The sequence below is a fragment of the Pseudomonas sp. GL_093 genome (genome assembly GCF_057837605.1).
In genome coordinates this window covers 594,445-617,735 of record NZ_CM174448.1, presented here as the reverse complement: position 1 = coordinate 617,735, position 23,291 = coordinate 594,445, and the positions used below count along the sequence as shown (strand labels likewise).

The 23,291-nt window shown below is 59.6% G+C and carries 23 protein-coding genes; 5 read left to right on the top strand and 18 right to left on the bottom strand.

Translation table 11 applies throughout. The annotated features are described in order from the left end of the window. Positions 1–70: 70 nt before the first annotated feature. From AC3IUE_RS02710 to AC3IUE_RS02655, 12 genes are all read right to left on the bottom strand, one after another. Positions 71–2,005, bottom strand: coding sequence for a methyl-accepting chemotaxis protein (locus AC3IUE_RS02710; protein WP_056746347.1), 1,935 nt, complete (start codon positions 2,003–2,005; stop codon positions 71–73). 150 nt (positions 2,006–2,155) lie between these two features. Next, on the bottom strand, positions 2,156–3,445 hold the full coding sequence (locus tag AC3IUE_RS02705; RefSeq protein ID WP_489265400.1) for an adenylosuccinate synthase: 1,290 nt from the start codon (positions 3,443–3,445) through the stop codon (positions 2,156–2,158). 54 nt (positions 3,446–3,499) lie between these two features. Then, positions 3,500–4,687 (bottom strand): ATP phosphoribosyltransferase regulatory subunit, encoded by a 1,188-nt coding sequence (locus AC3IUE_RS02700; protein WP_007939588.1) that lies wholly within the window; start codon positions 4,685–4,687, stop codon positions 3,500–3,502. Positions 4,688–5,003: 316 nt separating this feature from the next. Beyond that, positions 5,004–5,873, bottom strand: a complete 870-nt coding sequence (gene hflC, locus AC3IUE_RS02695; protein WP_056746351.1) for a protease modulator HflC — start codon at positions 5,871–5,873, stop codon at positions 5,004–5,006. Continuing rightward, a complete protein-coding gene (gene hflK / locus AC3IUE_RS02690) occupies positions 5,873–7,042 on the bottom strand; it encodes an FtsH protease activity modulator HflK (RefSeq protein WP_056746354.1) in 1,170 nt (389 codons plus the stop codon). Before hflK ends, hflC begins: the two co-directional genes overlap by 1 nt. Positions 7,043–7,138: 96 nt before the next feature. Beyond that, on the bottom strand, positions 7,139–8,440 hold the full coding sequence (hflX, locus tag AC3IUE_RS02685; protein ID WP_010464197.1) for a ribosome rescue GTPase HflX: 1,302 nt from the start codon (positions 8,438–8,440) through the stop codon (positions 7,139–7,141). A 12-nt stretch (positions 8,441–8,452) separates the two neighbouring features. Next, positions 8,453–8,713 carry an RNA chaperone Hfq gene (hfq, locus tag AC3IUE_RS02680; RefSeq protein ID WP_007902656.1) on the bottom strand — a complete coding sequence of 87 codons (261 nt, stop codon included), beginning with the start codon at positions 8,711–8,713 and terminating at the stop codon, positions 8,453–8,455. Positions 8,714–8,807: 94 nt separating this feature from the next. Continuing rightward, positions 8,808–9,779 carry a tRNA (adenosine(37)-N6)-dimethylallyltransferase MiaA gene (gene miaA / locus AC3IUE_RS02675; protein ID WP_436275125.1) on the bottom strand — a complete coding sequence of 324 codons (972 nt, stop codon included), beginning with the start codon at positions 9,777–9,779 and terminating at the stop codon, positions 8,808–8,810. Further along, positions 9,779–11,689: a DNA mismatch repair endonuclease MutL gene (gene mutL, locus AC3IUE_RS02670; RefSeq protein ID WP_056746359.1), complete on the bottom strand. Its 1,911-nt coding sequence runs from the start codon at positions 11,687–11,689 to the stop codon at positions 9,779–9,781. Before mutL ends, miaA begins: the two co-directional genes overlap by 1 nt. Continuing rightward, on the bottom strand, positions 11,686–13,113 hold the full coding sequence (locus AC3IUE_RS02665; protein ID WP_056746361.1) for an N-acetylmuramoyl-L-alanine amidase: 1,428 nt from the start codon (positions 13,111–13,113) through the stop codon (positions 11,686–11,688). The genes mutL and AC3IUE_RS02665 overlap by 4 nt, the downstream gene beginning before the upstream one ends. Continuing rightward, the gene (gene tsaE, locus AC3IUE_RS02660) at positions 13,114–13,584 is read right to left on the bottom strand and encodes a tRNA (adenosine(37)-N6)-threonylcarbamoyltransferase complex ATPase subunit type 1 TsaE (protein ID WP_046045717.1); all 471 of its coding nucleotides are present in this window, start codon (positions 13,582–13,584) and stop codon (positions 13,114–13,116) included. Continuing rightward, the gene (locus AC3IUE_RS02655; protein ID WP_489265394.1) at positions 13,572–15,071 is read right to left on the bottom strand and encodes an NAD(P)H-hydrate dehydratase; all 1,500 of its coding nucleotides are present in this window, start codon (positions 15,069–15,071) and stop codon (positions 13,572–13,574) included. The genes tsaE and AC3IUE_RS02655 overlap by 13 nt, the downstream gene beginning before the upstream one ends. Positions 15,072–15,134: 63 nt before the next feature. On the opposite strand from AC3IUE_RS02655, the gene queG reads away from it, so the two are divergent. Next, positions 15,135–16,199: a tRNA epoxyqueuosine(34) reductase QueG gene (gene queG / locus AC3IUE_RS02650; RefSeq protein WP_489265392.1), complete on the top strand. Its 1,065-nt coding sequence runs from the start codon at positions 15,135–15,137 to the stop codon at positions 16,197–16,199. Positions 16,200–16,306: 107 nt separating this feature from the next. Here queG and AC3IUE_RS02645 read toward each other — a convergent pair whose 3' ends face one another. Together AC3IUE_RS02645 and orn are read right to left on the bottom strand one after the other, a co-directional pair. Further along, positions 16,307–16,918, bottom strand: a complete 612-nt coding sequence (locus AC3IUE_RS02645) for a trimeric intracellular cation channel family protein (protein WP_008153267.1) — start codon at positions 16,916–16,918, stop codon at positions 16,307–16,309. A gap of 193 nt (positions 16,919–17,111) precedes the next feature. Continuing rightward, entirely contained in the window at positions 17,112–17,654 is a 543-nt protein-coding gene (orn, locus tag AC3IUE_RS02640) for an oligoribonuclease (protein WP_056746367.1), read from the bottom strand. 107 nt (positions 17,655–17,761) lie between these two features. Here orn and rsgA point away from each other — a divergent pair, with 107 nt between their 5' ends. From rsgA to AC3IUE_RS02620, 4 genes are all read left to right on the top strand, one after another. Further along, positions 17,762–18,793, top strand: a complete 1,032-nt coding sequence (gene rsgA / locus AC3IUE_RS02635; protein WP_008153263.1) for a small ribosomal subunit biogenesis GTPase RsgA — start codon at positions 17,762–17,764, stop codon at positions 18,791–18,793. A gap of 212 nt (positions 18,794–19,005) precedes the next feature. Next, positions 19,006–19,413 (top strand): TIR domain-containing protein, encoded by a 408-nt coding sequence (locus AC3IUE_RS02630; RefSeq protein WP_489265388.1) that lies wholly within the window; start codon positions 19,006–19,008, stop codon positions 19,411–19,413. 3 nt (positions 19,414–19,416) lie between these two features. Beyond that, positions 19,417–20,376 carry a caspase family protein gene (locus AC3IUE_RS02625; RefSeq protein WP_489265386.1) on the top strand — a complete coding sequence of 320 codons (960 nt, stop codon included), beginning with the start codon at positions 19,417–19,419 and terminating at the stop codon, positions 20,374–20,376. Continuing rightward, complete coding sequence (locus tag AC3IUE_RS02620; RefSeq protein WP_489265384.1) at positions 20,376–20,861, top strand: toll/interleukin-1 receptor domain-containing protein; 486 nt, start codon at positions 20,376–20,378, stop codon at positions 20,859–20,861. Before AC3IUE_RS02625 ends, AC3IUE_RS02620 begins: the two co-directional genes overlap by 1 nt. Before the next feature lie 109 nt (positions 20,862–20,970). Here AC3IUE_RS02620 and AC3IUE_RS02615 read toward each other — a convergent pair whose 3' ends face one another. The 4 genes from AC3IUE_RS02615 to motB form a co-directional block, all read right to left on the bottom strand. After that, entirely contained in the window at positions 20,971–21,303 is a 333-nt protein-coding gene (locus AC3IUE_RS02615; RefSeq protein ID WP_489265382.1) for a type II toxin-antitoxin system HicB family antitoxin, read from the bottom strand. Beyond that, positions 21,300–21,488 (bottom strand): type II toxin-antitoxin system HicA family toxin, encoded by a 189-nt coding sequence (locus AC3IUE_RS02610; protein WP_489265380.1) that lies wholly within the window; start codon positions 21,486–21,488, stop codon positions 21,300–21,302. Before AC3IUE_RS02610 ends, AC3IUE_RS02615 begins: the two co-directional genes overlap by 4 nt. A gap of 87 nt (positions 21,489–21,575) precedes the next feature. Continuing rightward, a complete protein-coding gene (locus tag AC3IUE_RS02605; RefSeq protein ID WP_489265378.1) occupies positions 21,576–21,845 on the bottom strand; it encodes a hypothetical protein in 270 nt (89 codons plus the stop codon). A gap of 410 nt (positions 21,846–22,255) precedes the next feature. Continuing rightward, entirely contained in the window at positions 22,256–23,290 is a 1,035-nt protein-coding gene (gene motB / locus AC3IUE_RS02600) for a flagellar motor protein MotB (RefSeq protein ID WP_489265376.1), read from the bottom strand. Between the last annotated feature and the right edge of the window lies 1 nt (position 23,291).

The following is a 23,291-nucleotide window of genomic DNA, read 5'->3' as shown; positions in this document are numbered from 1 at the left end:
TTTGTGTCCACTCACAATCACTGTGGGAGCGAGCTTGCTCGCGATGACGCCAGACCAACCAACACAAATCTTAAGCCCTGAACTGCCCCAGGCTCGCCTTCAACTGCGCCGCCAAGCCATCCAGCACCTTGCCGCTGGCCGTGGTTTCCACCACCGCTTGAGCCGCTTTCTCAGCCTGCGCATGAATGGTTTCAACCCGACCGCGCACCGCTTGCGCGCCTTGCGCCTGATGCGCCGCTGCCTGCGTTGCCAGACCTATCGCCGCATGCACTTGCTCGACCGACGCCTGCACCGATTGCTGCAACCGCGCACTGTCACGCAGCACCAACAAACCTTCGCTGGCCTGACGCCCGGCCTGACCGATCGCGGCCACCGCCTCACGCGCTCCTTGCTGCAAGGCAACGATGTGCGCCTGAATGTCACCGGTAGAGCTTTGCGTCTTGCTCGCCAGCGCCCGCACTTCATCGGCCACCACAGCAAACCCGCGACCGGTCTCGCCCGCACGCGCGGCTTCGATGGCCGCGTTCAGCGCCAGCAAGTTGGTCTGCTCGGCAATCCCGTGAATCACCGTCAGCACCACTTCAATCTGCTCACTCTGCTGCGCCAGCCGCTCGATGACTTTCGCCCCGGTATCGACCTGCCCGGCCAACGCCTCGATCAGGCTGCCGACTTTCGCCGAGGTCCGCGTGTTTTCATCCGTGGCCGAACGAATGTCCACCACTTGCTGCAACGCTGCCTGCATGGCATGACTTTCAGACTGGGCTTCGTCAGCCATTTGCGACAACGCACGCAGGCTCTCGGCCACTTCATCGCGCTGCATGCCCGCCGCTTTATCGGCCCCGGCATTGCGCAAGGTCATCGCGCCGATTTCCACACCAGTGCGTTGAGCCACATCGCCCGCTTCGCGCACGATCGGCTGCAACTTATCCACAAAGCGATTGACTGCCGAGGCCATGTCGCCAATTTCGTCCTGACTGTTGATCTGAACGCGCTTGGTCAGGTCGCCCTCGCCCGCCGCCAGGTCGTCCATGGCAGCGATGAGCAACTTCAAGCGGTTGACCACCCGACGACCCAGCACCACCGCGAGCAACAGCAGCACACCGCAACCCACAAGCGCCAGGCCCATGCCGATGCGCCAGCGCAAAGTGCCCGCCGCTTCCTGAACAGTGCTGGTGGTGTTGGCTTGCATTTCAGAGGCCGTGGATTGCGCCGACTGCAAGCGCGCGCCCATCGCGGCTGCGCTATCAGCTGCGGCGCCCTTGAGGCTGTCGCCCACCAATTGATCACTGCTGGCGATCAGCGCCGAGAAGCGTTTGTCCAGGGCCGCCAGATCGGTTTCCACCGAGGCGGTCGAGACGCCCATCAAGACCTTGCCGATTTCCACGCCGTTAGGATTGATCGAGGCTTCCAGGTAATAGACCGACGGATCGTTCTTCGCCGCATCCAGCACCTTGTCCAGCGCCCGTTCGCCCTGGCCTTTTTCCAGAAGGGCTTTGTTGATCGGGTTTTCCCGGTTGAGGTAGCGCGTCAGATGCTGCCCCGTCGCGTCGTCGTAGACCACGAATAGCACGTTGGGATTACGCTGAGCCCGGCGGGCGAATTCGGACAGGGTTGGAACGTCGCTGTCCCACATGGCGCGGGGTGCGACCGAAGCCAAAAGCTGCGCCATATCATTGGCGGAGTCCTTCAGATCCTTCTCCAGCGTCGCACGCAGTTGTGCCTGCTCGTCCTTCAAACGCGAGGACAAGCCCGCCGTAAGGCGCTGACGAGTACTGGTGGAGAGGCTGTCGAGGCTCGACGTGACTTCACGCCCTGCCTGCTCAAGTTCCCCGGAGAGTTTTTGACTGTCGGCACCCAGGCGCACACCCAGATCGGCTTCCAGTGCGGTCACTGTGCTCCGAGTCAGGGCAACGGCCACCAGCACCTGCACCAACAGTGCGATACCAAGGGTAACGAACACGGGCCGTAATAGACGGCTTTGTAACAATGAGAGAACCGCGGACACTTGATATCCCTCGACCTGAACGCCATTAAATTGATGGCACGCCAGAAGACGCGCGCTTAATGAAGATCACAGCAAAGGTCATGCCGTCCAACAGGCATAAACGACAAAGGCCCCGATTAAGGGGCCTTTGTTTTTTACATCAATGACTTATTAAGCGAACGGGTGACGCAGAACGATGGTTTCGTTGCGGTCCGGGCCCGTCGAAATAATGTCGATCGGCGCACCGATCAGCGTTTCGACGCGCTTGATGTAGGCACGTGCGTTGGCCGGCAGCTCTTCCAGGGTTTTGGCACCCACGGTCGACTCGGTCCAGCCCGGCACTTCTTCGTACACAGGCTGCAGGCCCACGTAGCTGTCAGCGTCAGTCGGGGCAACATCGTTACCTTCGGCATCTTTGTAGCCGACGCAGATGTTGATGGTTTCCAGACCGTCGAGTACGTCCAGCTTGGTCAGGCAGATGCCCGAGATACTGTTCACATCGATAGCGCGACGCAGGATAACGGCGTCGAACCAGCCACAACGACGGGCGCGGCCAGTCGTTGCGCCGAACTCGTGACCTTGTTTGGCCAGGTGCGCACCGACTTCGTCGAACAGTTCAGTCGGGAATGGACCCGAACCTACACGCGTGGTGTAAGCCTTGGTGATGCCCAGGATGTAGTCCAGGAACATCGGGCCAACACCCGAACCGGTAGCAACGCCGCCAGCGGTGGTGTTAGAGCTGGTCACGTACGGGTAGGTACCGTGGTCGATGTCCAGCAGGGAGCCCTGGGCGCCTTCGAACATGATGTCTTTGCCGGCGCGACGCAGGTCGTGCAGCTCGGCCGTCACGTCCAGCATCAGCGGCTTGAGCAGCTCAGCGTATTCCTTGCACTCAGCCAGGGTCTTTTCGAACTCGATAGCCGGCTCTTTGTAATAACCCACCAGCATGAAGTTGTGGTAATCCACCAGTTCACGCAGCTTGTCTTCAAAGCGCGGCATATTGAGCAGGTCGCCAACACGCAGGCCACGACGCGCAACCTTGTCTTCGTAGGCCGGGCCGATGCCGCGACCGGTCGTACCGATCTTCAGCTCGCCACGGGCCTTTTCACGGGCCTGGTCCAGCGCAACGTGGAAGGACAGGATCAGCGGGCAGGACGGGCTGATACGCAGGCGCTCGCGCACTGGTACACCTTTCTCTTCCAGCTTGATGATTTCCCGCAGCAGAGCGTCGGGTGCAACCACCACGCCGTTGCCGATCAGGCACTGCACGCCTTCGCGCAGCACGCCCGACGGGATCAGGTGCAAGACGGTTTTTTCGCCATCGATCACCAGGGTGTGACCAGCGTTGTGGCCACCCTGGTAGCGCACTACGGCGGCAGCATGTTCGGTCAGCAGATCAACGATCTTGCCTTTGCCCTCATCACCCCATTGGGTGCCCAGGACTACGACATTCTTACCCATAACACTTGTCCTCATTCGCGCAAACTTGGTGCCGGCCGCGGCCGACAGGAAAACTCAAGAAGCCAGTGGCGATACTTGCCAAAGCCCGTTCTGCTGAATCAATTGCCGGTCGCAGTCCGCTTCACGGGCGGCGGCCAAAGGTTGCCCAGGCAACGCCTGAACGACACGCTGACCCTCACTGCGCAACTGGCAAACCTGCTGCCAGAGTGCCGCATCCGTACTGTCAGGCATCCAGATACCGCCAGACGGTAACTCGATCTCAGCACGCCCCAGGGTCACCAGGGTTTTCAAATCGGTAGAAAAGCCGGTTGCCGGACGGGCACGACCGAAGTCGGCACCGATGTCGTCGTAACGACCGCCCTGAGCAATGGACTGGCCAACGCCCGGTACGAACACCGCAAACACCACACCGGTGTGGTAGTGGTAGCCGCGCAACTCGCCCAGGTCGAAATACAACGGCAACTCAGGGAAACGCGTGGACAGACGCTCGGCAATCGCCAGCAAATCGTCCAGAGCTGCCAGAACCGGCGCTGGCGCATTCGCCAGACGCTCGCGGGCAGCGCTCAATACTTCACGGCCGCCACACAGATCGACCAGCGCCCGCAACATGCCCGACAGATCGGCAGGCAAGCCTTCGGTCAAGGTAATGACCTCGTCGATGGCTTTACGTTGCAACGCATCGAACAACTGCTGTTCAACTTCACCGGACAAACCGGCGGCGCGAGCCAGGCCGCGGTAGATACCCACATGACCGAGATCCATGTGCACATCCGGCACATCGGCCAGTTGCAGCATAGCCAACATCAGGCTGATGACTTCCACGTCGCTGCTCGGACTGGCATCACCGTACAACTCGGCACCCAGCTGGATCGGGCTGCGCGAGGACGACAAGGCGCGCGGCTGAGCGTGCAGCACGCTACCGGCATAGCACAGACGGCTCGGGCCTTCGCGACGCAAAGTGTGCGCATCGATGCGCGCCACTTGCGGCGTGATGTCAGCACGGAAACCCATCTGCCGGCCCGATTGCGGGTCGATGACCTTGAAGGTACGCAGATCGAGGTCCTGGCCCGCGCCGGTCAGCAGGGATTCCAGGTACTCGATATGGGGAGTCACGACAAACTCGTAACCCCAGCTCTGGAACAGATCCAACACCTGACGACGCGCGACTTCAATGCGCGCCGCTTCTGGTGGCAGTACTTCTTCGATGCCATCTGGCAGCAGCCAGCGGTCTACCGTTGCCATTACGCCATTCCCCTATGATCCGGGCGGCAAGCCTTTGGGCGAGCCTTGAGTGAAGCAGAAAATGATCGGCTCATGCGCAAACCACGCGCATGAACAACGCGGCGAAAAGCCTGAAATCGGCTTCACCAACCACTTTCCTCGAAAAACCTGTCGAGTCATTCAACTCGGACGCCTGCATAAAAAACAGCAATCAAACGTGCAGACGCAAAAAAGCCGGGAATTTCCCGGCTGCCGCATCATACACACGTTTTCCCAAAGGATCACCCCGCCCGAGGTGTTAGCCGTCAGGCGGGGGATGATTCAGGTCAACGTCGTATCAAGGCTTGGCTTTTTCCAGGTAACGGAAGAAGTCGCTGCTTGGGTCCAGGACCATGACGTCGGATTTGTTCGCGAAGCTTTCACGGTAGGCACGCAGGCTACGGTAGAAACCGTAGAACTCCTGATCCTGGCCGTAGGCCTTGGAGTAGATCGCAGCGGCCTGGGCGTCACCATCACCGCGAACCTCTTCGGATTCACGATAGGCTTCAGCCAGCAACACGCGGCGTTGACGATCAGCGTCGGCACGAATGCCTTCTGACAGTTCGTTACCCTTGGCGCGGTGCTCGCGAGCTTCACGCTCACGCTCGGAACTCATGCGCTCGAACACGCTGCGGTTCACTTCTTTCGGCAGATCGATGGCCTTGACCCGAACATCGACAACTTCGATGCCCAGCTCTTTTTCCGCCATCTTGTTCAGCGAAGCCGTGATATCGGTCATCAGCGCATCGCGCTCACCGGAAACCACTTCGTGCAGCGTGCGCTTACCAAACTGGTCACGCAGGCCCGATTCCAGACGACGGGAAAGTCGCTCGTCAGCAATCTGCTTGAGGCCGGAAGTCGCGGTGTAGAAGCGCTCGGCATCTTTCACGCGCCACTTGGCGTAGGCATCAACCATGACGGCTTTCTTTTCCAGCGTCAGGAAGCGTTGTGTCGGTGCATCCAGCGTCATCAGGCGTGCGTCGAATTTGCGCACCTGGTTAACGTAAGGCACTTTCACATGCAGGCCCGGCTGAACATCTGCCTGGACCACACGACCGAACTGCAGCAGCACCGCACGCTCGGTCTGAGCCACGATGTAGAAGCAGTTCCAGGCAGCGATCGCCACGACGACGCCGACAATAAGGGCGATCAGCGATTTATTGCTCATCAGCGACTCTCCCTGGTACGTGCTTGCTGTTGCTGCAGATCGGCTGCACGCACATTCGCTTCATTGCTGGAGGCTGCCGCGCCGGTCACCGGAGTGCTGGTGTTGCGACCGCTTTCGACCATCTTGTCCAGCGGCAAGTACAGCAGATTGCTCTGGCCATTCTTGTTGCCGGTCACGAGAACCTTGCTGGTATTGCTGAAGACTTCCTGCATGGTGTCCAGATACAGACGCTGACGGGTCACTTCAGGTGCCTTGCGATACTCGCTCACCAGCTTGGTGAAGCGATCAGCCTCACCCTTGGCGCGCGAGACGGTTTCGTCACGGTAACCGTTGGCATCTTCGATGATGCGCTGGGCCTGACCACGGGCTTCCGGCACGACACCGTTGGCGTAGGTTTCAGCCTGGTTACGCGAACGCTGCTCGTCTTCACGGGCGCGGATCACGTCATCGAAGGCTTCCTGCACTTCACGCGGTGCGGCTGCGCTCTGTACGTTGACCTGAGTGACGGTGATACCGGTGCGATAGGTATCCATGAAGCGTTGCAGACGCTCCTTGATCTCGCTGGCCATCAATTCACGACCTTCAGTCAGCACCTGGTCCATCGCGGTGGAACCCACCACGTGGCGCAAGGCACTTTCGGTCGCGTGCTGCAGGCTGATTTCCGGCTGATCAACGCTCAGCACGAAGTCCTGCAGATTGCTGATCTTGTACTGCACGGTCAGCGGCACTTCGACGATGTTCTCGTCTTCAGTCAGCATTTGACCTTGCTTGGTATAGGCACGCTCACGCGTGACGTTTTCCAGGTACTTGCGATCGATCGGCGGGAAATAGATGTTCAGGCCCGGGCCAACGGTTTCGTAGTACTTGCCGAAGCGCAGCACCACGGCTTGCTCCTGCTCGTCGACTACATAGACCGCGCTGTACAGCCACACGGCCGCCAACACGACCAGGCCGATGCCGAGCAGACCGCCGAAGCCGCTACTCCTGCCCGAACCGCCACCGTCATCACCGCGTTTCTTACCACCACCGAACAACCCGTTCAGGCTTTCCTGCAGCTTTCGGAAGGCCTCGTCGAGATCCGGTGGTCCCTTGCGGTCGCCGTTATTGCGGCGTTTGCCACCCCAAGGATCCTGATTATTCGAGTTGCCACCCGGCTCATTCCAAGCCATAGCGCTCTCCATCTGATAAAGCAAAGACGCACCCACGGCGCGCCGACCAATGCTACAGAATGCCTGTCACCGCGGCACAACCGCTTTACCAGGCTTTTATTGCAAAGTGTGTTGCTCGATGAATTCCATCGGCTGCAGACCTTCGCGGCTCACCAGTCGATTCAACTCGACCCGCGGCAAGCGAACGGCCAGCAGGCTGATGCCTTCTTCGTCGTGTTCTTCTTTCTGCACCGCACCGAGTTCGAAAAACTGCGCACGCAGTCGAGCAAAACGTTGCGGCAAGCGCAAGGTGCCAACAAACAAATCACCGCCCAGCAACTCGGCAATGGCTTGCTCAAGCAACTCCAGACCACTGCCATCACGCGCCGACAGCCAGACCCGTTGGGGCTTGCCGTTTTCGTCGCGCTGGATTTGTGGCTCAACGCCTTCAAGTAAATCGAGTTTGTTATAGACCTCGAGGATCGGCAAGTCCTGGGCCCCGATCTCGCCCAGCACCACCATCACCTGCTCGATCTGCAACATGCGATCCGGTTCGGCCGCATCGATCACGTGCAACAGCAGGTCCGAGTTGCTCGACTCTTCGAGCGTAGACCGAAACGCCTCGACCAGTTTGTGGGGCAAGTGGCGTATGAAACCCACCGTGTCGGCCAGGACAATCGGCCCCAGATCGTCGAGTTCCAGACGGCGCAAGGTCGGGTCCAGCGTGGCAAACAACTGGTCAGCCGCGTACACGTCGGATTTCGTCACGTTATTGAAGAGCGTGGATTTGCCGGCGTTGGTATACCCCACCAGGGACACGGTAGGAATATCCGCACGTGAACGACCGCGTCGCGACTGTTCGCGCTGACTGCGCACTTTTTCCAGTCGGCCCTTGATCTGTCGCAGGCGAACCCGCAGCAAACGGCGGTCGGTTTCCAGCTGGGTTTCACCCGGGCCACGCATACCGATACCGCCACCCTGACGCTCAAGGTGAGTCCAGCCACGAACCAGCCGGGTGCTCATGTGGTCAAGCTGGGCCAGTTCTACCTGGAGCTTGCCCTCATGGGTACGGGCGCGTTGGGCGAAAATATCGAGAATCAGACCGGTACGGTCGATCACGCGACACTCGAAAACACGTTCGAGGTTACGTTCCTGACTGGGCGTGAGGATGTGATTGAAGATGACCAGATCTGCCTTTTCGGCATGGACCAGATCGCGCAACTCCTCGACCTTGCCGCTGCCAATCAGGAATTTGGCGGTTGGCCGATGACGCGGCACGTTAAAAAACGCAACGGTCTCGGCGCCGGCCGAATTAGCCAATTCCTGAAACTCCTGCGGATCTTCGCGCGCCTCAGGGTCCTGTCCATCCAAGTGAACGAGGATTACTCGCTCACCACCACCGTGGCGCTCAAAGAACAAAGGAGACTCCTATCAGGCGTTACCTGGCTCAGCGTCACCTGCTTCGGATTCGGTTGCGCTAGGCAGACGAATTGGACGAACCGGCACCACTGTAGAGATAGCGTGTTTGTAAACCATCTGGCTGACGGTGTTTTTCAGCAGGATAACGAACTGGTCGAAAGACTCGATCGTGCCTTGCAGCTTGATCCCGTTGACCAGGTAGATGGAAACCCCCACTTTCTCTTTACGTAAAGTATTCAAGTAAGGGTCTTGTAGCGAATGCCCTTTTGACATGTGCCGCACTCCTTTAAGGATTCAATATAAAAAATAGGTAAACAAATGGCTTGTGGCCGTCACACCCCCAAGGATAGACGGCAAATGCAAGGACTCAGCTCAATATGGAGATGGTCCCAAGGTATTTCAAGGCGCGCGGCAGATTGTCGCAATCGAGGCTGTCCAACCAGTGTAAATCAGCCCAACTGCGCAGCCAGGTGAACTGGCGCTTTGCCAATTGGCGCGTGGCAATGATTCCACGCTCCTGCATCTCGGCTTGCGTCAGCTTGCCATCCAGGTAGTCCCAGACTTGTCGGTAGCCTACTGCACGTATAGACGGCAACCCGGCATGCAGGTCACTTCGCTTACGCAGGGCTACGACCTCGTCAATGAATCCCTGTTCCAACATATTCGTGAATCTTTGTTTAATTCGCTCGTGCAATACCTGGCGATTTGCCGGAGCAATGGCCAAGTTCGCGACAGTATAGGGCAATTGTTGCAGTCCCGAGGCGGCTGCTTCAGTACTTTGCGCAGATTGTCGCAACCTTAGTGCAGTCATGCTCTGACCACTGACGCGATAAACTTCCAGCGCTCGACTGAGTCGCTGCGGATCGTTCGGATGTATACGCGCCGCAGATTCCGGATCGATGACTGCCAATTGTTCGTGCAAGGCTTGCCAGCCAAGGCGTGCAGCTTCTTCTTCGATCTGTGCGCGAACGTCCGGATCGGCCGCCGGCATGTCTGCCAGACCTTCAACCAAAGCCTTGTAATAGAGCATTGTGCCGCCCACCAGCAGCGGAATTTTGCCCCGCGCGGTGATCTCGGCCATGGCTTCGAGGGCATCACGACGGAAATCGGCGGCCGAATAGCTCTCTACCGGGTCGAGAATATCGATCAAACGGTGTGGAAATTCAGCCAGAAGTTCTTTTGAAGGCTTGGCGGTGCCGATGTCCATGCCACGGTAGACCAGCGCCGAATCGACGCTGATCAACTCGCAAGGCAAGACTTTGGTGAGTTCGATGGCCAGGTCGGTCTTGCCGGCGGCGGTCGGCCCCATCAGGAAAATCGCAGGAGGGAGCTGGTTCATCAACGACCGCGCAAGAACAGTTTGTCCAGATCGTCCAGGCCCAATTGGGTCCAGGTCGGTCGGCCATGGTTGCATTGACCGCTGCGTTCGGTGTTTTCCATGTCGCGCAGCAGACCGTTCATTTCCGGCAGGGCCAGACGCCGATTCGCACGAATCGCGCCATGGCAGGCCATGGTGCCGAGCAATTCGTTCAAGTGCGCCTGAATCCGGTCACTGGTGCCGTATTCCATCAGATCCGCCAGAACGTCACTGACCAATCGATTGGCTTCAGCTTGCTTGAGCAAGGCCGGAATCTGCCGGATGGCCAGGGATTCCGGGCCCAGACGCTGCAATTCAAAGCCCAGGCGCTGGAACCACGCGACGTGCTCTTCAGCGCAATCGGCTTCGCGCTGACTAACCGCCAGGGACTCCGGCACCAGCAGCGGCTGACCGCTCAGGCCTTCGCTGGCCATGGCGATTTTCAGGCGTTCGTACATGATCCGCTCGTGAGCGGCGTGCATGTCCACCAGCACCAGCCCTTGGGCGTTTTCCGAAAGAATGTAGATGCCTTTGAGCTGCGCCAGTGCATAACCCAGCGGCGGAATATCATCCTGTCCGGCCGGCAGCGCGACCGCGTTGGCTTCTGGCAACGGCGCAAAAAACTCGCGGTAGGCGGCCTGAGCTTCAGCCACAGGCACACCCGATTGAGGGCGCGGCGAGTACTGATATTGATAACCGGCACCCGCGCCCGAGCCGGCCGGCGTATTGAACGACGGCTGAGCCTGAGGCTGCTCCAGCAAGGCATTGGCCGCCAGACGCATTTCGCCCTGTGGACCAAACTCGCCAGCATCAATGCCGGTCGGTCGAACGATGGCCGTCGCGACAGGCGCGGCCAGATGGTCTTCCGGCCGCACATCGCCCAAGGCGCGGTGCAGGGTGCCATAGAGGAAATCGTGAACCATGCGCCCGTCACGGAAACGCACTTCGTGCTTGGTCGGGTGCACGTTGACGTCCACGCCTGCCGGATCGACTTCGAAAAACAGCACGAATGTCGGGTGCCGACCATTGAACAGCACGTCGCGATAGGCCTGGCGCACCGCGTGGGCCACCAGTTTGTCGCGTACCGCACGGCCGTTCACAAAGAAATACTGCAAGTCTGCCTGGCTGCGGTTGAACGTCGGCAAACCGACCCAACCCCACAAATGCAGGCCATTGCGTTCGATCTCGATCGGCAGCGCCTGCTCGAGGAAACCCGAACCGCAAATCGCCGCCACACGCCGGGCACGGGCCGCGTCGTCATGGGCTTCGTGCAGGCTGAGGATGGTCTTGCCGTTGTGGCGCAGATGGAACGCCACGTCGAAACGCGCCAGGGCCAGACGCTTGATCACTTCTTGCAGGTGATCGAATTCGGTTTTTTCGGTTTTGAGGAATTTGCGTCGCGCCGGGGTGTTGAAGAACAGGTCGCGCACTTCCACCGATGTGCCCACCGGATGGGCCGCCGGCTGCACGCGAGGCGCCATGTCCCGGCCTTCGGTCTCGACCTGCCAGGCCTGATCGGCATCTTTAGTGCGAGAGGTGAGGGTCAGACGCGCCACGGAGCTGATCGACGCGAGGGCTTCACCGCGAAACCCGAGGCTCATGACCTGCTCGAGGTCTTCCAGATTGCGGATTTTGCTGGTGGCGTGACGCGCCAGGGCCAGCGGCAGGTCATCGGCAGAGATCCCGCTGCCATCGTCGCGCACCCGCAGCAGCTTGACGCCACCCTGTTCCACGTCGACATCAATGCGCCTGGCACCGGAGTCGAGGCTGTTTTCCAGCAACTCCTTGATCACCGAGGCCGGGCGCTCAACCACCTCACCGGCGGCAATCTGGTTCGCCAGTCGCGGGCTGAGCAGCTCGATGCGAGCTGTGTTGGTCAGCACCTGGTTCATTCTTTGGCCGCCAGTTCAGTGCCGGGGATGGTCAAGTGCTGACCGATCTTGAGCTCATCACTCGACAGGTTGTTGGCGCTGCGCAGCGTGGCCGGAGACACCTGATAACGCACGGCAATCATCGCCAGCGTCTCGCCGGGGCTCACCCGATGGTCACGAGGACCTTGGGCGATCCCGCCGGAATCACGCAGCCAGGCAATGTAGGTGCCCGGTGGCGGGTTCTGTTGGAAGAACTGGCGCACGCCGCTGCTGATCGAACGCGCCAGCGCTTGCTGGTGGTTCGCTGCGGCAAGCTTGGACGCTTCGTTGGCGTTGGAGATGAACCCGGTTTCCACCAGGATCGATGGAATGTCCGGCGACTTCAGCACCATGAACCCGGCTTGCTCCACGCGCTGTTTGTGCAGCGGCGTAACGCGGCCGATGTTGCTCAGCACCTTCTGACCGACGTTCAGGCTGGAGGTCAGGGAAGCCGTCATCGACAGGTCGAGCAGCACACCCGCCAGCATGCGGTCCTTGTCGTCGAGGCTGACGTTGCCGGCACCGCCGATCAAGTCGGAACGGTTTTCGCTGTCGGCCAGCCAGCGGGCCGTTTCCGAGGTCGCACCGCGATCAGACAGGGCGAACACCGAGGCACCGAAGGCTGCGGCCGAAGGCGCGGCGTCGGCGTGGATCGAAACGAACAGGTCGGCGCCCTTCTTGCGGGCGATTTCAGTACGGCCGCGCAATGGGATGAAGTAGTCGCCGGTGCGGGTCAGTTCGGCGCGGAAGCCTTTCATGCCGTTGACCTGACGCTGCAGTTCGCGGGCGATGGCCAGTACCACGTCTTTTTCACGCTGACCGCGAGAGCCCGAGGCACCCGGGTCTTCGCCGCCGTGGCCAGCATCGATGACCACAATGATGTCGCGCTTGCCGGCCGGGGCTGGCGGCAGCTTCACCGCAGGCTCCACCGGAGTGACCGGCACCGGGGCGACCGTCGCGACGTTGGTCGGCGCCGGAATTGGCGCGGCGTCGGCGGCGTTGTCGAACAAGTCGACCACCAGGCGATTGCCGTACTGGGCGTTTGGCGCCAGGGTAAAACTTTTCGGCGTCACGGCTTTTTTCAGGTCGATGACCACCCGCAGGTCGGTCGGCGTACGTTGAGCCGAGCGCATGGCGGTGATCGGAGTGTTCGAACTGTTGACGTTTAGCGGCGCCCCCAGAGTTGCGCCATTGATGTCGATGACCAGCCGATCCGGGGCGGTCAGGGTAAAGACACTGTGCTGGACAGGACCACTCAGGTCGAACACCAGTCGTGTGTTGTCCGGAGCCCGCCACAGGCGAACGCTGTTGACCTTCGTCTCGGCCACAGCGTCGACGGTCACCGCCAAAAACAACAATCCTACGGCAGCTACCATCGCGCGAAAGCGCATACCTAACCCCATCATTTAATTGGTTTCCAATGCCAAAGCGGCACACCACGACTCGCCACGCGAGCCCTGGGACAAAATTTTCAGCGAACGCCCGCCATCTTGCGGGCTAATGGTAATGGTCAGGTCGGGCTTTGGCAAAAAGCCTGCACCCTTTTCGGGCCACTCGATCAGGCACAACGCGTCATCTTCGAAGTAGTCGCGGATGCCGAGGTACTCCAGCTCTTCAGGATCGACCAGGCGATAGAGGTCGAAATGGAAGGCTCGGATGTCGCCAATCTCGTAGGGTTCAACCAGGGTGAAGGTCGGACTTTTTACCGCGCCCACATGCCCCAAGCCACGGATGATGCCCCGGGACAGCGTGGTTTTCCCCGCGCCCAGATCTCCCTCGAGAAAAATCAGACCGTGCCCTTCGGTGGTTTGTGCGATGCGTGCGCCAAACGCGGTCATCGCCTCTTCATCAGCCAGGTACAGGGTTACTTCAGACACGGTGCTTGCTCCTCCAACAACTGACGAATGGCTGGAATCAGATCACTGGCCGCCAGCCCACGGCCCGATTTACCTTCTTGCGCGCCGGCATTGGCATGCAGCCAGACGGCCAGGCAAGCGGCGTCGAACGCCTCCATGCCTTGCGCCAGCAACGCGCCGACCAGACCGGCCAGCACATCACCCAAACCGGCGGTGGCCATGGCCGGATGGCCCTGATGACACAACGCCAGGCGCCCATCGGGGCTGGCGATCAGGCTGCCTGCGCCTTTCAGCACCACGACAGCTGTATATTTTTTGCTCAATGCGTGAGCCGCCGCAGGACGATCGGCCTGCACTTCGGCAGTGCTCATCCCCAACAAGCGCGCCGCTTCGCCCGGATGCGGAGTGATCACACAATCCTTGGGCAAGCTCACGTGCTCTGTGGCCAGCAGATTCAATGCATCGGCATCCCAGACTTGCGGCAGCGGCGCGTTGGCAGCCGCCGACAAAAGACTGCGCCCCCAGGAAGCCTGACCTAAGCCTGGGCCGACAACCAGCACGGAAACCTTTTGCAGCAGTTCCATCAGTTGGTTGGCCGACGAAGTGCCCAGCACCATGGCTTCGGGGATTCTCGCCAGCGCGGCCGGAACATGTTCACTGCGCGTAGCCACGGACACCATGCCCGCACCGCTGCGCAGGGCACTTTGCGCGCTCAGCAGGATGGCGCCGCCAAAGCCGCGATCACCGCCGATCAGCAATACATGGCCGAATTTGCCTTTATGGGAGGTTGGAGCCCGGCTCGCCAGACGCGGCAAGGAACTGGCCGTCAGGCGACGTGCGCTGATGGCGACTCCGTTAAACGACTCGGCGGAGGCCTGTAGATCGTTGAACACCCACTCGCCGACCACGTCTGCAGCATCGCCGGTGAACAGCCCCAGTTTCAGGCCGATGAACGTCACGGTCAGGTCAGCCCGCACCGCAGCGCCGAGTATTCGGCCGGTATCAGCACACAACCCCGAAGGGATATCCACTGCCGCAACCGGCAGCCCGCTGCCATTGATCGCTGCGATGACGCCCGCGTAGGGTTCTCGCACCTCTCCCGTCAGACCGGTGCCGAGCAAGGCATCCAGCACGATACCGCGCAACTCGGACTGTGCGCTCCAGGCTTGAACCGCGACACCTTCGGACACGGCCTCGGCATGGGCTAATGCCGCATCACCCTGCAAACGCTTGGGATCACCGGCCGCCAGCACCCGCACATGCCAACCCGCACGTCGGGCCAGCACGGCCACCAGATAACCGTCGCCGGCGTTATTACCGTGGCCGGCCACAACACTCAATTCGTTCGCCGTCGGCCAATGACGGACCAGCGCACGCCAGGTCGCCCGCGCCGCGCGCTGCATCAATTCGAAGCCCGGTGTACCGGCCGCGATCAGGCTCGCATCGAGGGCTCGCACTTGCGCGGCGCTATACAGCGCGTCGGGTAAATCATCTTTAGTGTGCGGCATGCGTCTTCGGGCTCCGATGTCTGGCAGAATTATACGCACCTCAGCTCCGGTTTCTCTCGCCTCATGCCCGCAATTACCACAGACCTGCCCGCCCTCGCCCAATCCATCAAGGACTGGGGCCGCGAGCTGGGCTTTCAGCAAGTCGGCATCAGCGGCCTCGACCTGGCCGAGCATGAGCAGCACCTGGAGCGCTGGCTCGCGGCCGGCTACCACGGCGAAATGGACTACATGGGCGCCCACGGCAGCAAACGCTCACACCCGGAGGAGCTGGTGCCCGGCACGCTTCGGGTGGTTTCCCTACGCATGGACTACCTGCCGGGCGACACCGAAATGGCCAAACGACTGGCACAACCGGAAAAAGCCTACGTCTCGCGTTATGCCTTGGGCCGTGATTACCACAAATTGATCCGCAAACGCGTGCAACAACTGGCCGATAAAATTCAGGCCGAGATCGGCCCGTTTGGTTTCCGCGCCTTCGTCGACAGCGCGCCGGTGCTGGAAAAAGCCATCGCGGAACAGGCCGGTCTTGGCTGGATCGGTAAAAACACCCTGGTCTTGAATCGCAAGGCCGGCAGTTACTTCTTTCTCAGCGAACTGTTTGTCGACCTGCCGCTGCCGGTTGACCCGCCACACAGCACCGAACATTGCGGCCGCTGTACCGCATGCCTCGACATTTGCCCGACCAACGCCTTCGTCGGTCCTTATGTACTCGATGCCCGACGCTGCATTTCCTACCTGACCATCGAACTGAAAAGCGCGATCCCGGAAGATTTGCGGCCACTGATCGGCAATCGGGTGTTCGGTTGCGATGACTGTCAGATCGTCTGCCCGTGGAACCGCTTCGCCCGTCCGTCCGGCGAAAGCGACTTCAAGCCACGGCACAACCTGGACAACGCGGAGTTGGCAGAGCTGTTCATGTGGGATGAGGAGAAGTTCCTTAGTAGTACCGAAGGTTCGCCGTTACGCCGAGCGGGTTATGAGCGTTGGTTGCGAAACCTGGCGGTAGGCCTGGGGAACGCGCCGTCGAGCATTCCGGTGCTGGAAGCGTTGAAGGCTCGCCGTGAGTACCCGTCAGAGTTGGTGCGTGAGCATGTGGAGTGGGCGTTGAAACAACACGGACTCCTGTAGCAGCTGCCGAAGGCTGCGTTCGAGGCCGAAGGACTCGCTTTGCAAGATTACGACTGCTTCGCAGCCGGACGCAGCCTTCGGCAGCTGCTACCAGAGGCCGCGTGATGTCAGGCTTCGTCGTTATAAACGAACTTCGGCATTTCCCAATGAAACCGGATCGCCAGTAACCGCAACAGGAAGCCGCCAAACAAGGTGATGAGAATCGCCTGTTCGCCGGGCAGTTGCAGGTAAATGCAGAGCATGTAGCACCACGCTGCTGCGAACGAGACGCTGGCGTAGAGTTCGCGGCGGAAGATCAGGGGGATGTCGTTGCAGAAGATATCGCGCAGGATGCCGCCGAAAACCCCGGTGATCACGCCACTGACCGAAGCCACCAGCATGCCGTGGCCCATTTCCAGCGCAGTCATGCAGCCGATCAGGGTGAACGCCACCAGACCCACGGCGTCGAGCACCAGAAACAGCGAGCGCAGATGCCGCATCCAGCGTGCAGCGAAGACCGTGAACATCGCCGCCACCGAGGTCAGCACCAGGTATTCCGGGTGTTTGACCCACGTCAGCGGATAGTGGCCGAGCAGCACGTCACGCACCGACCCCCCACCCAAAGCCGTGACGCAGGCAATCAGCACCACGCCAAACCAGTCCATCCCGCGACGACCGGCAGACAGGGCACCGGTCATGGCTTCGGCGGTAATGGCGATCAGGTAGAGCATCAGCAACATGGGGGCGGTCCTTGCAGGAAGGCGCGCAGTCTACTCACTTCGCCGAAGCACCAAAAGAGGGCGCCAGAGAATCCAGCCAATCATCACTGGTGACTGTACTGGCCCCATCGCGAGCAAGCTCGCTCCCACAGGGACCGCGCAATCCTGTGGGAGCGAGCTTGCTCGCGATGGGGCCGGAACAGACTCCGCAGGATCAGAACTTGATGAAATGCTTGCGATAGTGCTGCAGCTCGGCGATCGATTCGCGAATGTCGTCCAGGGCCAGGTGAGTGCTGCCCTTTTTGAAACTGTCGCGCACGTCCGGCGCCCAGCGTGCGGCCAACTCTTTAAGGGTCGAGACGTCGAGGTTGCGGTAGTGGAAGAAGCTTTCCAGCGATTTCATGTGGGTATAAAGGAAGCGACGATCCTGGCAGATGCTGTTGCCGCAGATCGGCGACTTGCCCTTCGGCACCCATTGTTCCAGGAAGGCGATGGTCTCGGCTTCGGCTTCGGCCATGCTGATACGGCTGTCGCGAACGCGTTGGGTCAGCCCGGAGCCGCCGTGTTGACGGGTGTTCCACTCGTCCATGCCGGCGAGAATTTCGTCGCTGTGATGGATGGCGATCACCGGACCTTCGGCCAAGGTGTTCAGGTCACTGTCGGTGACGATGGTGGCCATTTCGATGATGACGTCGGTATCAGGGTTCAGACCGGTCATTTCCAGGTCGATCCAGATCAGATTCTGCGGGTTTTGCATGTGTCGGCTCCTAGGCAATGCTGCGCAGTTTAGCCTAGGGCGGCGGCCGGGCGTGCTAAACTCGCGGCCGTTTTACCTAATCGCTGCATTCTTGATACGGAACACCCATGGCCAAACGCCAACTCAATCGTCGTCAAAACTGGCGCATCGAAAAGATTCAGGGCGAACGCGCTGCCCGCGCCGCCAAACGCGAGTCCTCGGCTGTCGAGGCACTTGAGGGTGGCGATCTGGGTCCGGAACAGACGGGCCTGGTGATCGCGCACTTCGGTGTGCAGGTCGAAGTCGAAGCCCTCGATGGCGATTTGGCCGGCCAGGTGTTCCGCTGTCACTTGCGCGCCAACCTGCCGGCGCTGGTGACCGGCGATCAGGTGGTCTGGCGTGCCGGCAACCAGGGCATCGGTGTAATCGTGGCGCAACTGCCGCGTAAAACCGAACTCTGCCGTCCGGACAGCCGTGGTCAGCTCAAACCTGTAGCCGCCAACGTCGACATGATCGTCATCGTCTTCGCGCCACTGCCCGAGCCCCATGCCAACTTGATCGACCGCTATCTGGTCGCTGCTGAGCACGCAGGGATTCGTCCGCTGCTGTTGCTCAACAAATTCGACCTGATCGACGAGCAGAACGCCCCGGCGCTGAATGCCTTGCTGGCGGTTTACCGCACGCTGGGTTACCCGGTGCTGGAAGTCTCGGCGCACCATGGCAATGGCATGGAGCAACTGCAAGAACAGCTGGACGGACGCATCAGCGTATTCGTCGGCCAGTCCGGCGTCGGCAAATCTTCGTTGGTCAACAGCCTGCTGCCGGAAGTCGAAGCCCGTGTCGGCCCGCTGTCCGAGTTGTCCGGCCAGGGCACTCACACCACCACTACCGCGCGGTTGTTCCACTTCCCCGGTGGCGGTGAATTGATCGACTCCCCGGGTATCCGCGAATTCGGCCTGGGCCACGTCAGCCGTGCCGATGTCGAAGCCGGCTTCATCGAGTTCAACGACCTGATCGGCACCTGCCGCTTTCGCGACTGCAAGCACGACCGCGAGCCGGGTTGCGCCCTGCTCAAGGCGCTTGAAGAAGGCCGCGTACAGCAGCAACGGATGAACAGCTATCGCTCGATCATCGCCAGCCTGCCCGAAACCAGCTACTAAACAGACGCGCCCGCTGCCTCGACACTGACGGGGCGGCGCGCCGCTTGTAGCATCCTACAAATATCTTCACCCTTTAAACGTCAGAGACTTCTGTAAGGCTCTTGCACGCCTGTTTGTAGGGGAATTCTCTTTATCCGTGCAGGTCTTGTTGCGACCACTCAAGTGCATACATTCAAGCCCTCTTCGCATTTTGGCGATACCGAGGGATACCCATGCAAACCTATCATTTGTTCATCAGCCATTCGTGGAACTACCCCCACGCCCACGACAACCTCGTGCGGCTGCTCAACGCTAAACCCGGCTTCACGTTCAAAAATTTTTCGGTGCCGCCGGACAACCCGATCATCGGCGCGAAAACCGACAAACAGCTGGAAGAAGCCATCGAAAACAAAATCCGCCCCTGCTCGGCAGTGCTGATCATGGCGGGGATGTATTCGACCTACAGCAAGTGGATCAACAAGGAAATCGAGATCGCCAGGCGAATGGGCAAGGTGATCATTGCGGTGAAGCCGTTTGGTGCGGAGCGGATTTCTACCGTGGTGCGCCGGGCAGCACACGCGGAGTGTGCGTGGAACACCAACAGCATCATCAGTGCCATCCGCACTCACGCGGCGGATTGAACCATGCGCAAGGGATTGTTCATCGGCATTAATAACTACAGCCATGTTTCGCAATTGAGTGGCTGCAACAACGACGCGATGGCCATGGCTTCGGTGTTGAAAACCGATGCCGACGGAGACCCTAACTTCAAGAATATCGTGCTGACCTCGGCCGAAGATTACTTGGGCCGCGAGGTCCTCGAAGGCCATATCCAGGATTTGTTTTCCGGGGACTGTGATGTTGCTCTGCTGTATTTCGCCGGCCACGGTAATTTCGACACCGATACCGACGAAGGCATGCTGCTTCCCCAGGACTACAAGTCAGCCAAGGACGGGATACGGCTCAGTGACATTCTGAACTGGGCCACCAAAGCTACTAAAATCAAAAACAAAGTCATCATTCTCGATTGCTGCCAAGGCGGCGCTGCCGGTGAAATGCGGGCCCTGCGTAGCGAAAGTAGCGTGATTGGCGAGGGAATGACCATTCTCACTGCCTGTAAAAAAGAACAGCCGGCAATGGAAGGTTCAAGTCACGGCATCTTCACCGGGCTGTTGCTGCAGGCACTGCACGGTGGTGCCGCCAATATTCTGGGAAAAATCACCCCCGGCAGCCTCTATTCCTTTGTCGACAACGCGCTCGATGCCTGGGAACAACGACCTGTTTTCAAGACCAATGTGTCTCAGTTCATTTCATTGCGTGAGGTCTCGCCACTGATCCCCAAAGAAATACTGCGCAAGCTCCCCGACTGGTTCGCCGAGGCTGAATCGGTGTTCCCGCTCGACCCAAGCTACGAACCCACCGAAACATCGTTCGATCCAGACCACGGCGATGTTTTCGCCCAACTGCAAAAGTGCAACCGTCACAGCCTGATCGAACCGGTGGACGCCGAACACATGTACTACGCCGCCATCCACTCCACCGGCTGCCGCCTGACCGCCCTCGGTGCCTATTACCGCGAACTCGCGATCAAAGGACATTTCTGATGCCCGTATTCATCAGCTACCGCCATAGCGATCGGCCCCACGCCATCGCCATTAACACCCGTCTTATTCAAGCCAACATCAAGACCTATTTCGACGTGCTGGATCCGGAATCACAAACCACTGACGACATCACCGGGGTCATCACCCGCAACATCACCGCGTGCACGCACTTGCTCGCAGTGATTTCGGAGAACACCGCACAGTCCTGGTGGGTGCCGTTCGAGATCGGCGAAGCGACCATCAGCAATCGCCGCATCTGCTCGTACCAGGTTGGCCCCAGCGCTTTACCGTTGTACCTCGACAAATGGCCGAAACTGAGCGGCGAAACGGACATCAATTTTTTCATTGATGCTTATCGTGAGGAGGTGATAACCAAACGCTCGATAGGACTGGAATCGATCAGTGAGTCGGTTCGCGGCATTTACAAAGGAAATGCAGATCTGTTCCACGACCAACTCAAGAACCGCATCCGACGCGGTTTTTGACAGGTGTAAAAAAGCCGCGATGATCGCGGCTTTTTTTTGTATTTTGTCTCGTGTCTCGCCCTGAACAAGGTTTACACCTTCTGGCTTTTTTTCAGGTAGGTGGCAGTGGTCAGGCATGCACCTCACGATCAAGAACGTCGGCTACCCACTGATTGATACTCTTGTGGGCTAGCTGCGCTTTTACGGCGACAGTTGCGTGGAGTGCCGGCGCTAAACGCAGACTGAGGTGGCCAGAATAGGGCTTCTGCGGCGTGCGCCCGAGCTTGGCGCAAGTCTCCAGATAATCAGTAACAGCCTCTTCAAATGCATTTCGAAGCTCCTGTACTGACTCGCCATGAAACCCGACAATATCTCTGATACCAGCAATATGGCCGACAAACAGGCCATCCTCCTCGCTGTATTCAATTCGGGCGGCATAGCCTTTGTAATTCATTACGCTCATGGGGTGACTCCTGCTTGTTCAAGGAAAGCCCGAGCATCACGAACCTGGTAGGGCTTTGCTTCTTTGTCCGGGTGTGGTCGGTGAAAGGTGGCGACCACACCGTTCAGCTCAAAGCGCACCCGGGACCCATTGCCTTCAATGGTCTTGGCGCCAGCGGCACCGAATAAAGACTCGATACGATGCATCGAGCGTTAGGGTGAAACAGGTGTAAACCTATTTCAGGACTAGACATGTGTGACAAAAAAGCCGCGAATACCGCGGCTTTCCAATCCTCAGCGTGCTGCTTTTTCCAGCCTCCAGCCCAGCGCATCCAAGGCGTCGCAGCCATCCTGTATCAATATGTGCGCAGCATTGGCGAAATGCTCCAGATCATGACCTTCGGCATCCTTCACGCACAGACAAGTGACGCTGTTGAGCAGATTACGCGCGGCTTTGAGTCGGTGGACGGCGGTTTCGAGGAGATCGGAAGCGCGGGCATCGGTGTCGATGTACAGCGTCGGGCCGACGCTGAAGTTGCCTTGGAGCGGGTGAAATTTAGGCATGACTTGAATCTCATCTGATTGGTGAAACTCCCACCCTTTCGTGGCTAAACGAATTGGGGTGGTAGCTGTACGCGGGTTAGCCAACCGGACAGATGAACCCGGCACACCCGAAGGTGTCCCACGCACAGCCACCATAGACATGTAGATGTCAGGCAGCAAAAAGCGCCGCGATTATACGGGCGCTTGTGCATCATCTGTTACGACTGGCTAAAGTCGATCACCGATTCGTCGGCGACGGACAAACTATAGGCGAGCCTTAAGCGAAGAAAAACCCGGGTTATACGTCTCGGAGACTTCCTACACCTTTCTCGGACATGCCCTCATTCCTTGATTTTTACCGCGATCAGGTAGATGTAAATACATTCTTGCAGGCACAAAAAAGCCGACATCGCTGTCGGCTTTTTTGTGGGTCACTGCTTCGGCGGTTCCGCCGGCTTCGGCGCCGGGTTGTCGAAGAGGTTCAAGCGCTCCCGAAGCTCATGCGCCGGCAACGGTTCTTTATCCGCCGGCAACGCATTCGGATCGGCTGGCGTGACGGGCACTTCGCCCGGGCCGCCCTGCCCTTGCGTCGGCGCCGGCTCTGGAGCCGGTTCCGCACCTTGCGAACCTTCGATGGCACGTTGGGCTTTCTTGGTCAGCACAATAATGTCGATACGGCGATTGATCGGATTGAACGGGTGCTCGCGATCGAACAACGCCGACGAGGCATAACCGACGACCCGCGCCACCTGAGTATCCGGATAACTACCCGCGACCAGCGCACGACGTGCAGCGTTGGCACGGTTGGCCGAGAGCTCCCAGTTACCAAAGTCACCGGTGCCCGTGTACGGCTTGGCATCGGTGTGGCCGCTGATGCTGATCTTGTTCGGCACCGCTTTAATGGTGTCGGCCATGGCCAGCAGGATGTCTTCGAAGTACGGCTTCAGACGAGCACTGCCGGAGTCGAACATCGGCCGGTTTTCGGCGTCCACGATCTGGATGCGCAAACCGTCCGGCGTGATTTCGAAACTGATCTGGTCTTTGAATTTCTTCAGCTGCGGGTTCTCTTCAACCTTGGTCTGCAGTTCTTGCAGCAACAACTCGAGGCGTTCCTTCTCGACCTGCTCGGCCATGCCTTCAACCTGCTCGGCGTCGATGGTCACCTTGTCTGGCTGCGGCTGAGATTTCACCTCGGGGTTGAGGGTGTTCTCCGGCGCCAGGGTCGGCGTGCCGCCCAGGTCGATGATGTACGGCGTGCCGCTTTCGGAAAAACCGACCGGGTCCTTGAAGTAACCGGCGATGGCGATCTTCTGTTCTGGTGTTGCGGTGGACAGCAGCCACAGCACCAGGAAGAACGCCATCATCGCCGTCGCGAAGTCCGCGAAGGCGATTTTCCAGGCGCCCCCGTGATGCCCGCCGGCGATGCGCTTGACGCGCTTGATGATTATCGGCTGGTTATTTTCCATG

Bases quoted from the DNA above. Each gene is read 5' to 3' on its own strand.
- queG (WP_489265392.1), top strand. From the start codon at position 15,135: ATGCCCGCAATTACCACAGACCTGCCCGCCCTCGCCCAATCCATCAAG.
- AC3IUE_RS02665 (WP_056746361.1), bottom strand. From the start codon at position 13,113: ATGATGGGGTTAGGTATGCGCTTTCGCGCGATGGTAGCTGCCGTAGGA.
- AC3IUE_RS02705 (WP_489265400.1), bottom strand. From the start codon at position 3,445: ATGGGTAAGAATGTCGTAGTCCTGGGCACCCAATGGGGTGATGAGGGC.
- hflK (WP_056746354.1), bottom strand. From the start codon at position 7,042: ATGGCTTGGAATGAGCCGGGTGGCAACTCGAATAATCAGGATCCTTGG.
- orn (WP_056746367.1), bottom strand. From the start codon at position 17,654: ATGCAAAACCCGCAGAATCTGATCTGGATCGACCTGGAAATGACCGGT.
- AC3IUE_RS02610 (WP_489265380.1), bottom strand. From the start codon at position 21,488: ATGCATCGTATCGAGTCTTTATTCGGTGCCGCTGGCGCCAAGACCATT.
- AC3IUE_RS02645 (WP_008153267.1), bottom strand. From the start codon at position 16,918: ATGTTGCTGATGCTCTACCTGATCGCCATTACCGCCGAAGCCATGACC.
- miaA (WP_436275125.1), bottom strand. From the start codon at position 9,779: ATGAACCAGCTCCCTCCTGCGATTTTCCTGATGGGGCCGACCGCCGCC.
- hflC (WP_056746351.1), bottom strand. From the start codon at position 5,873: ATGAGCAATAAATCGCTGATCGCCCTTATTGTCGGCGTCGTCGTGGCG.
- AC3IUE_RS02625 (WP_489265386.1), top strand. From the start codon at position 19,417: ATGCGCAAGGGATTGTTCATCGGCATTAATAACTACAGCCATGTTTCG.
- mutL (WP_056746359.1), bottom strand. From the start codon at position 11,689: ATGAACCAGGTGCTGACCAACACAGCTCGCATCGAGCTGCTCAGCCCG.
- hfq (WP_007902656.1), bottom strand. From the start codon at position 8,713: ATGTCAAAAGGGCATTCGCTACAAGACCCTTACTTGAATACTTTACGT.
- AC3IUE_RS02630 (WP_489265388.1), top strand. From the start codon at position 19,006: ATGCAAACCTATCATTTGTTCATCAGCCATTCGTGGAACTACCCCCAC.
- AC3IUE_RS02655 (WP_489265394.1), bottom strand. From the start codon at position 15,071: ATGCCGCACACTAAAGATGATTTACCCGACGCGCTGTATAGCGCCGCG.
- rsgA (WP_008153263.1), top strand. From the start codon at position 17,762: ATGGCCAAACGCCAACTCAATCGTCGTCAAAACTGGCGCATCGAAAAG.
- AC3IUE_RS02700 (WP_007939588.1), bottom strand. From the start codon at position 4,687: ATGGCAACGGTAGACCGCTGGCTGCTGCCAGATGGCATCGAAGAAGTA.
- motB (WP_489265376.1), bottom strand. From the start codon at position 23,290: ATGGAAAATAACCAGCCGATAATCATCAAGCGCGTCAAGCGCATCGCC.
- AC3IUE_RS02615 (WP_489265382.1), bottom strand. From the start codon at position 21,303: ATGAGCGTAATGAATTACAAAGGCTATGCCGCCCGAATTGAATACAGC.
- AC3IUE_RS02605 (WP_489265378.1), bottom strand. From the start codon at position 21,845: ATGCCTAAATTTCACCCGCTCCAAGGCAACTTCAGCGTCGGCCCGACG.
- AC3IUE_RS02620 (WP_489265384.1), top strand. From the start codon at position 20,376: ATGCCCGTATTCATCAGCTACCGCCATAGCGATCGGCCCCACGCCATC.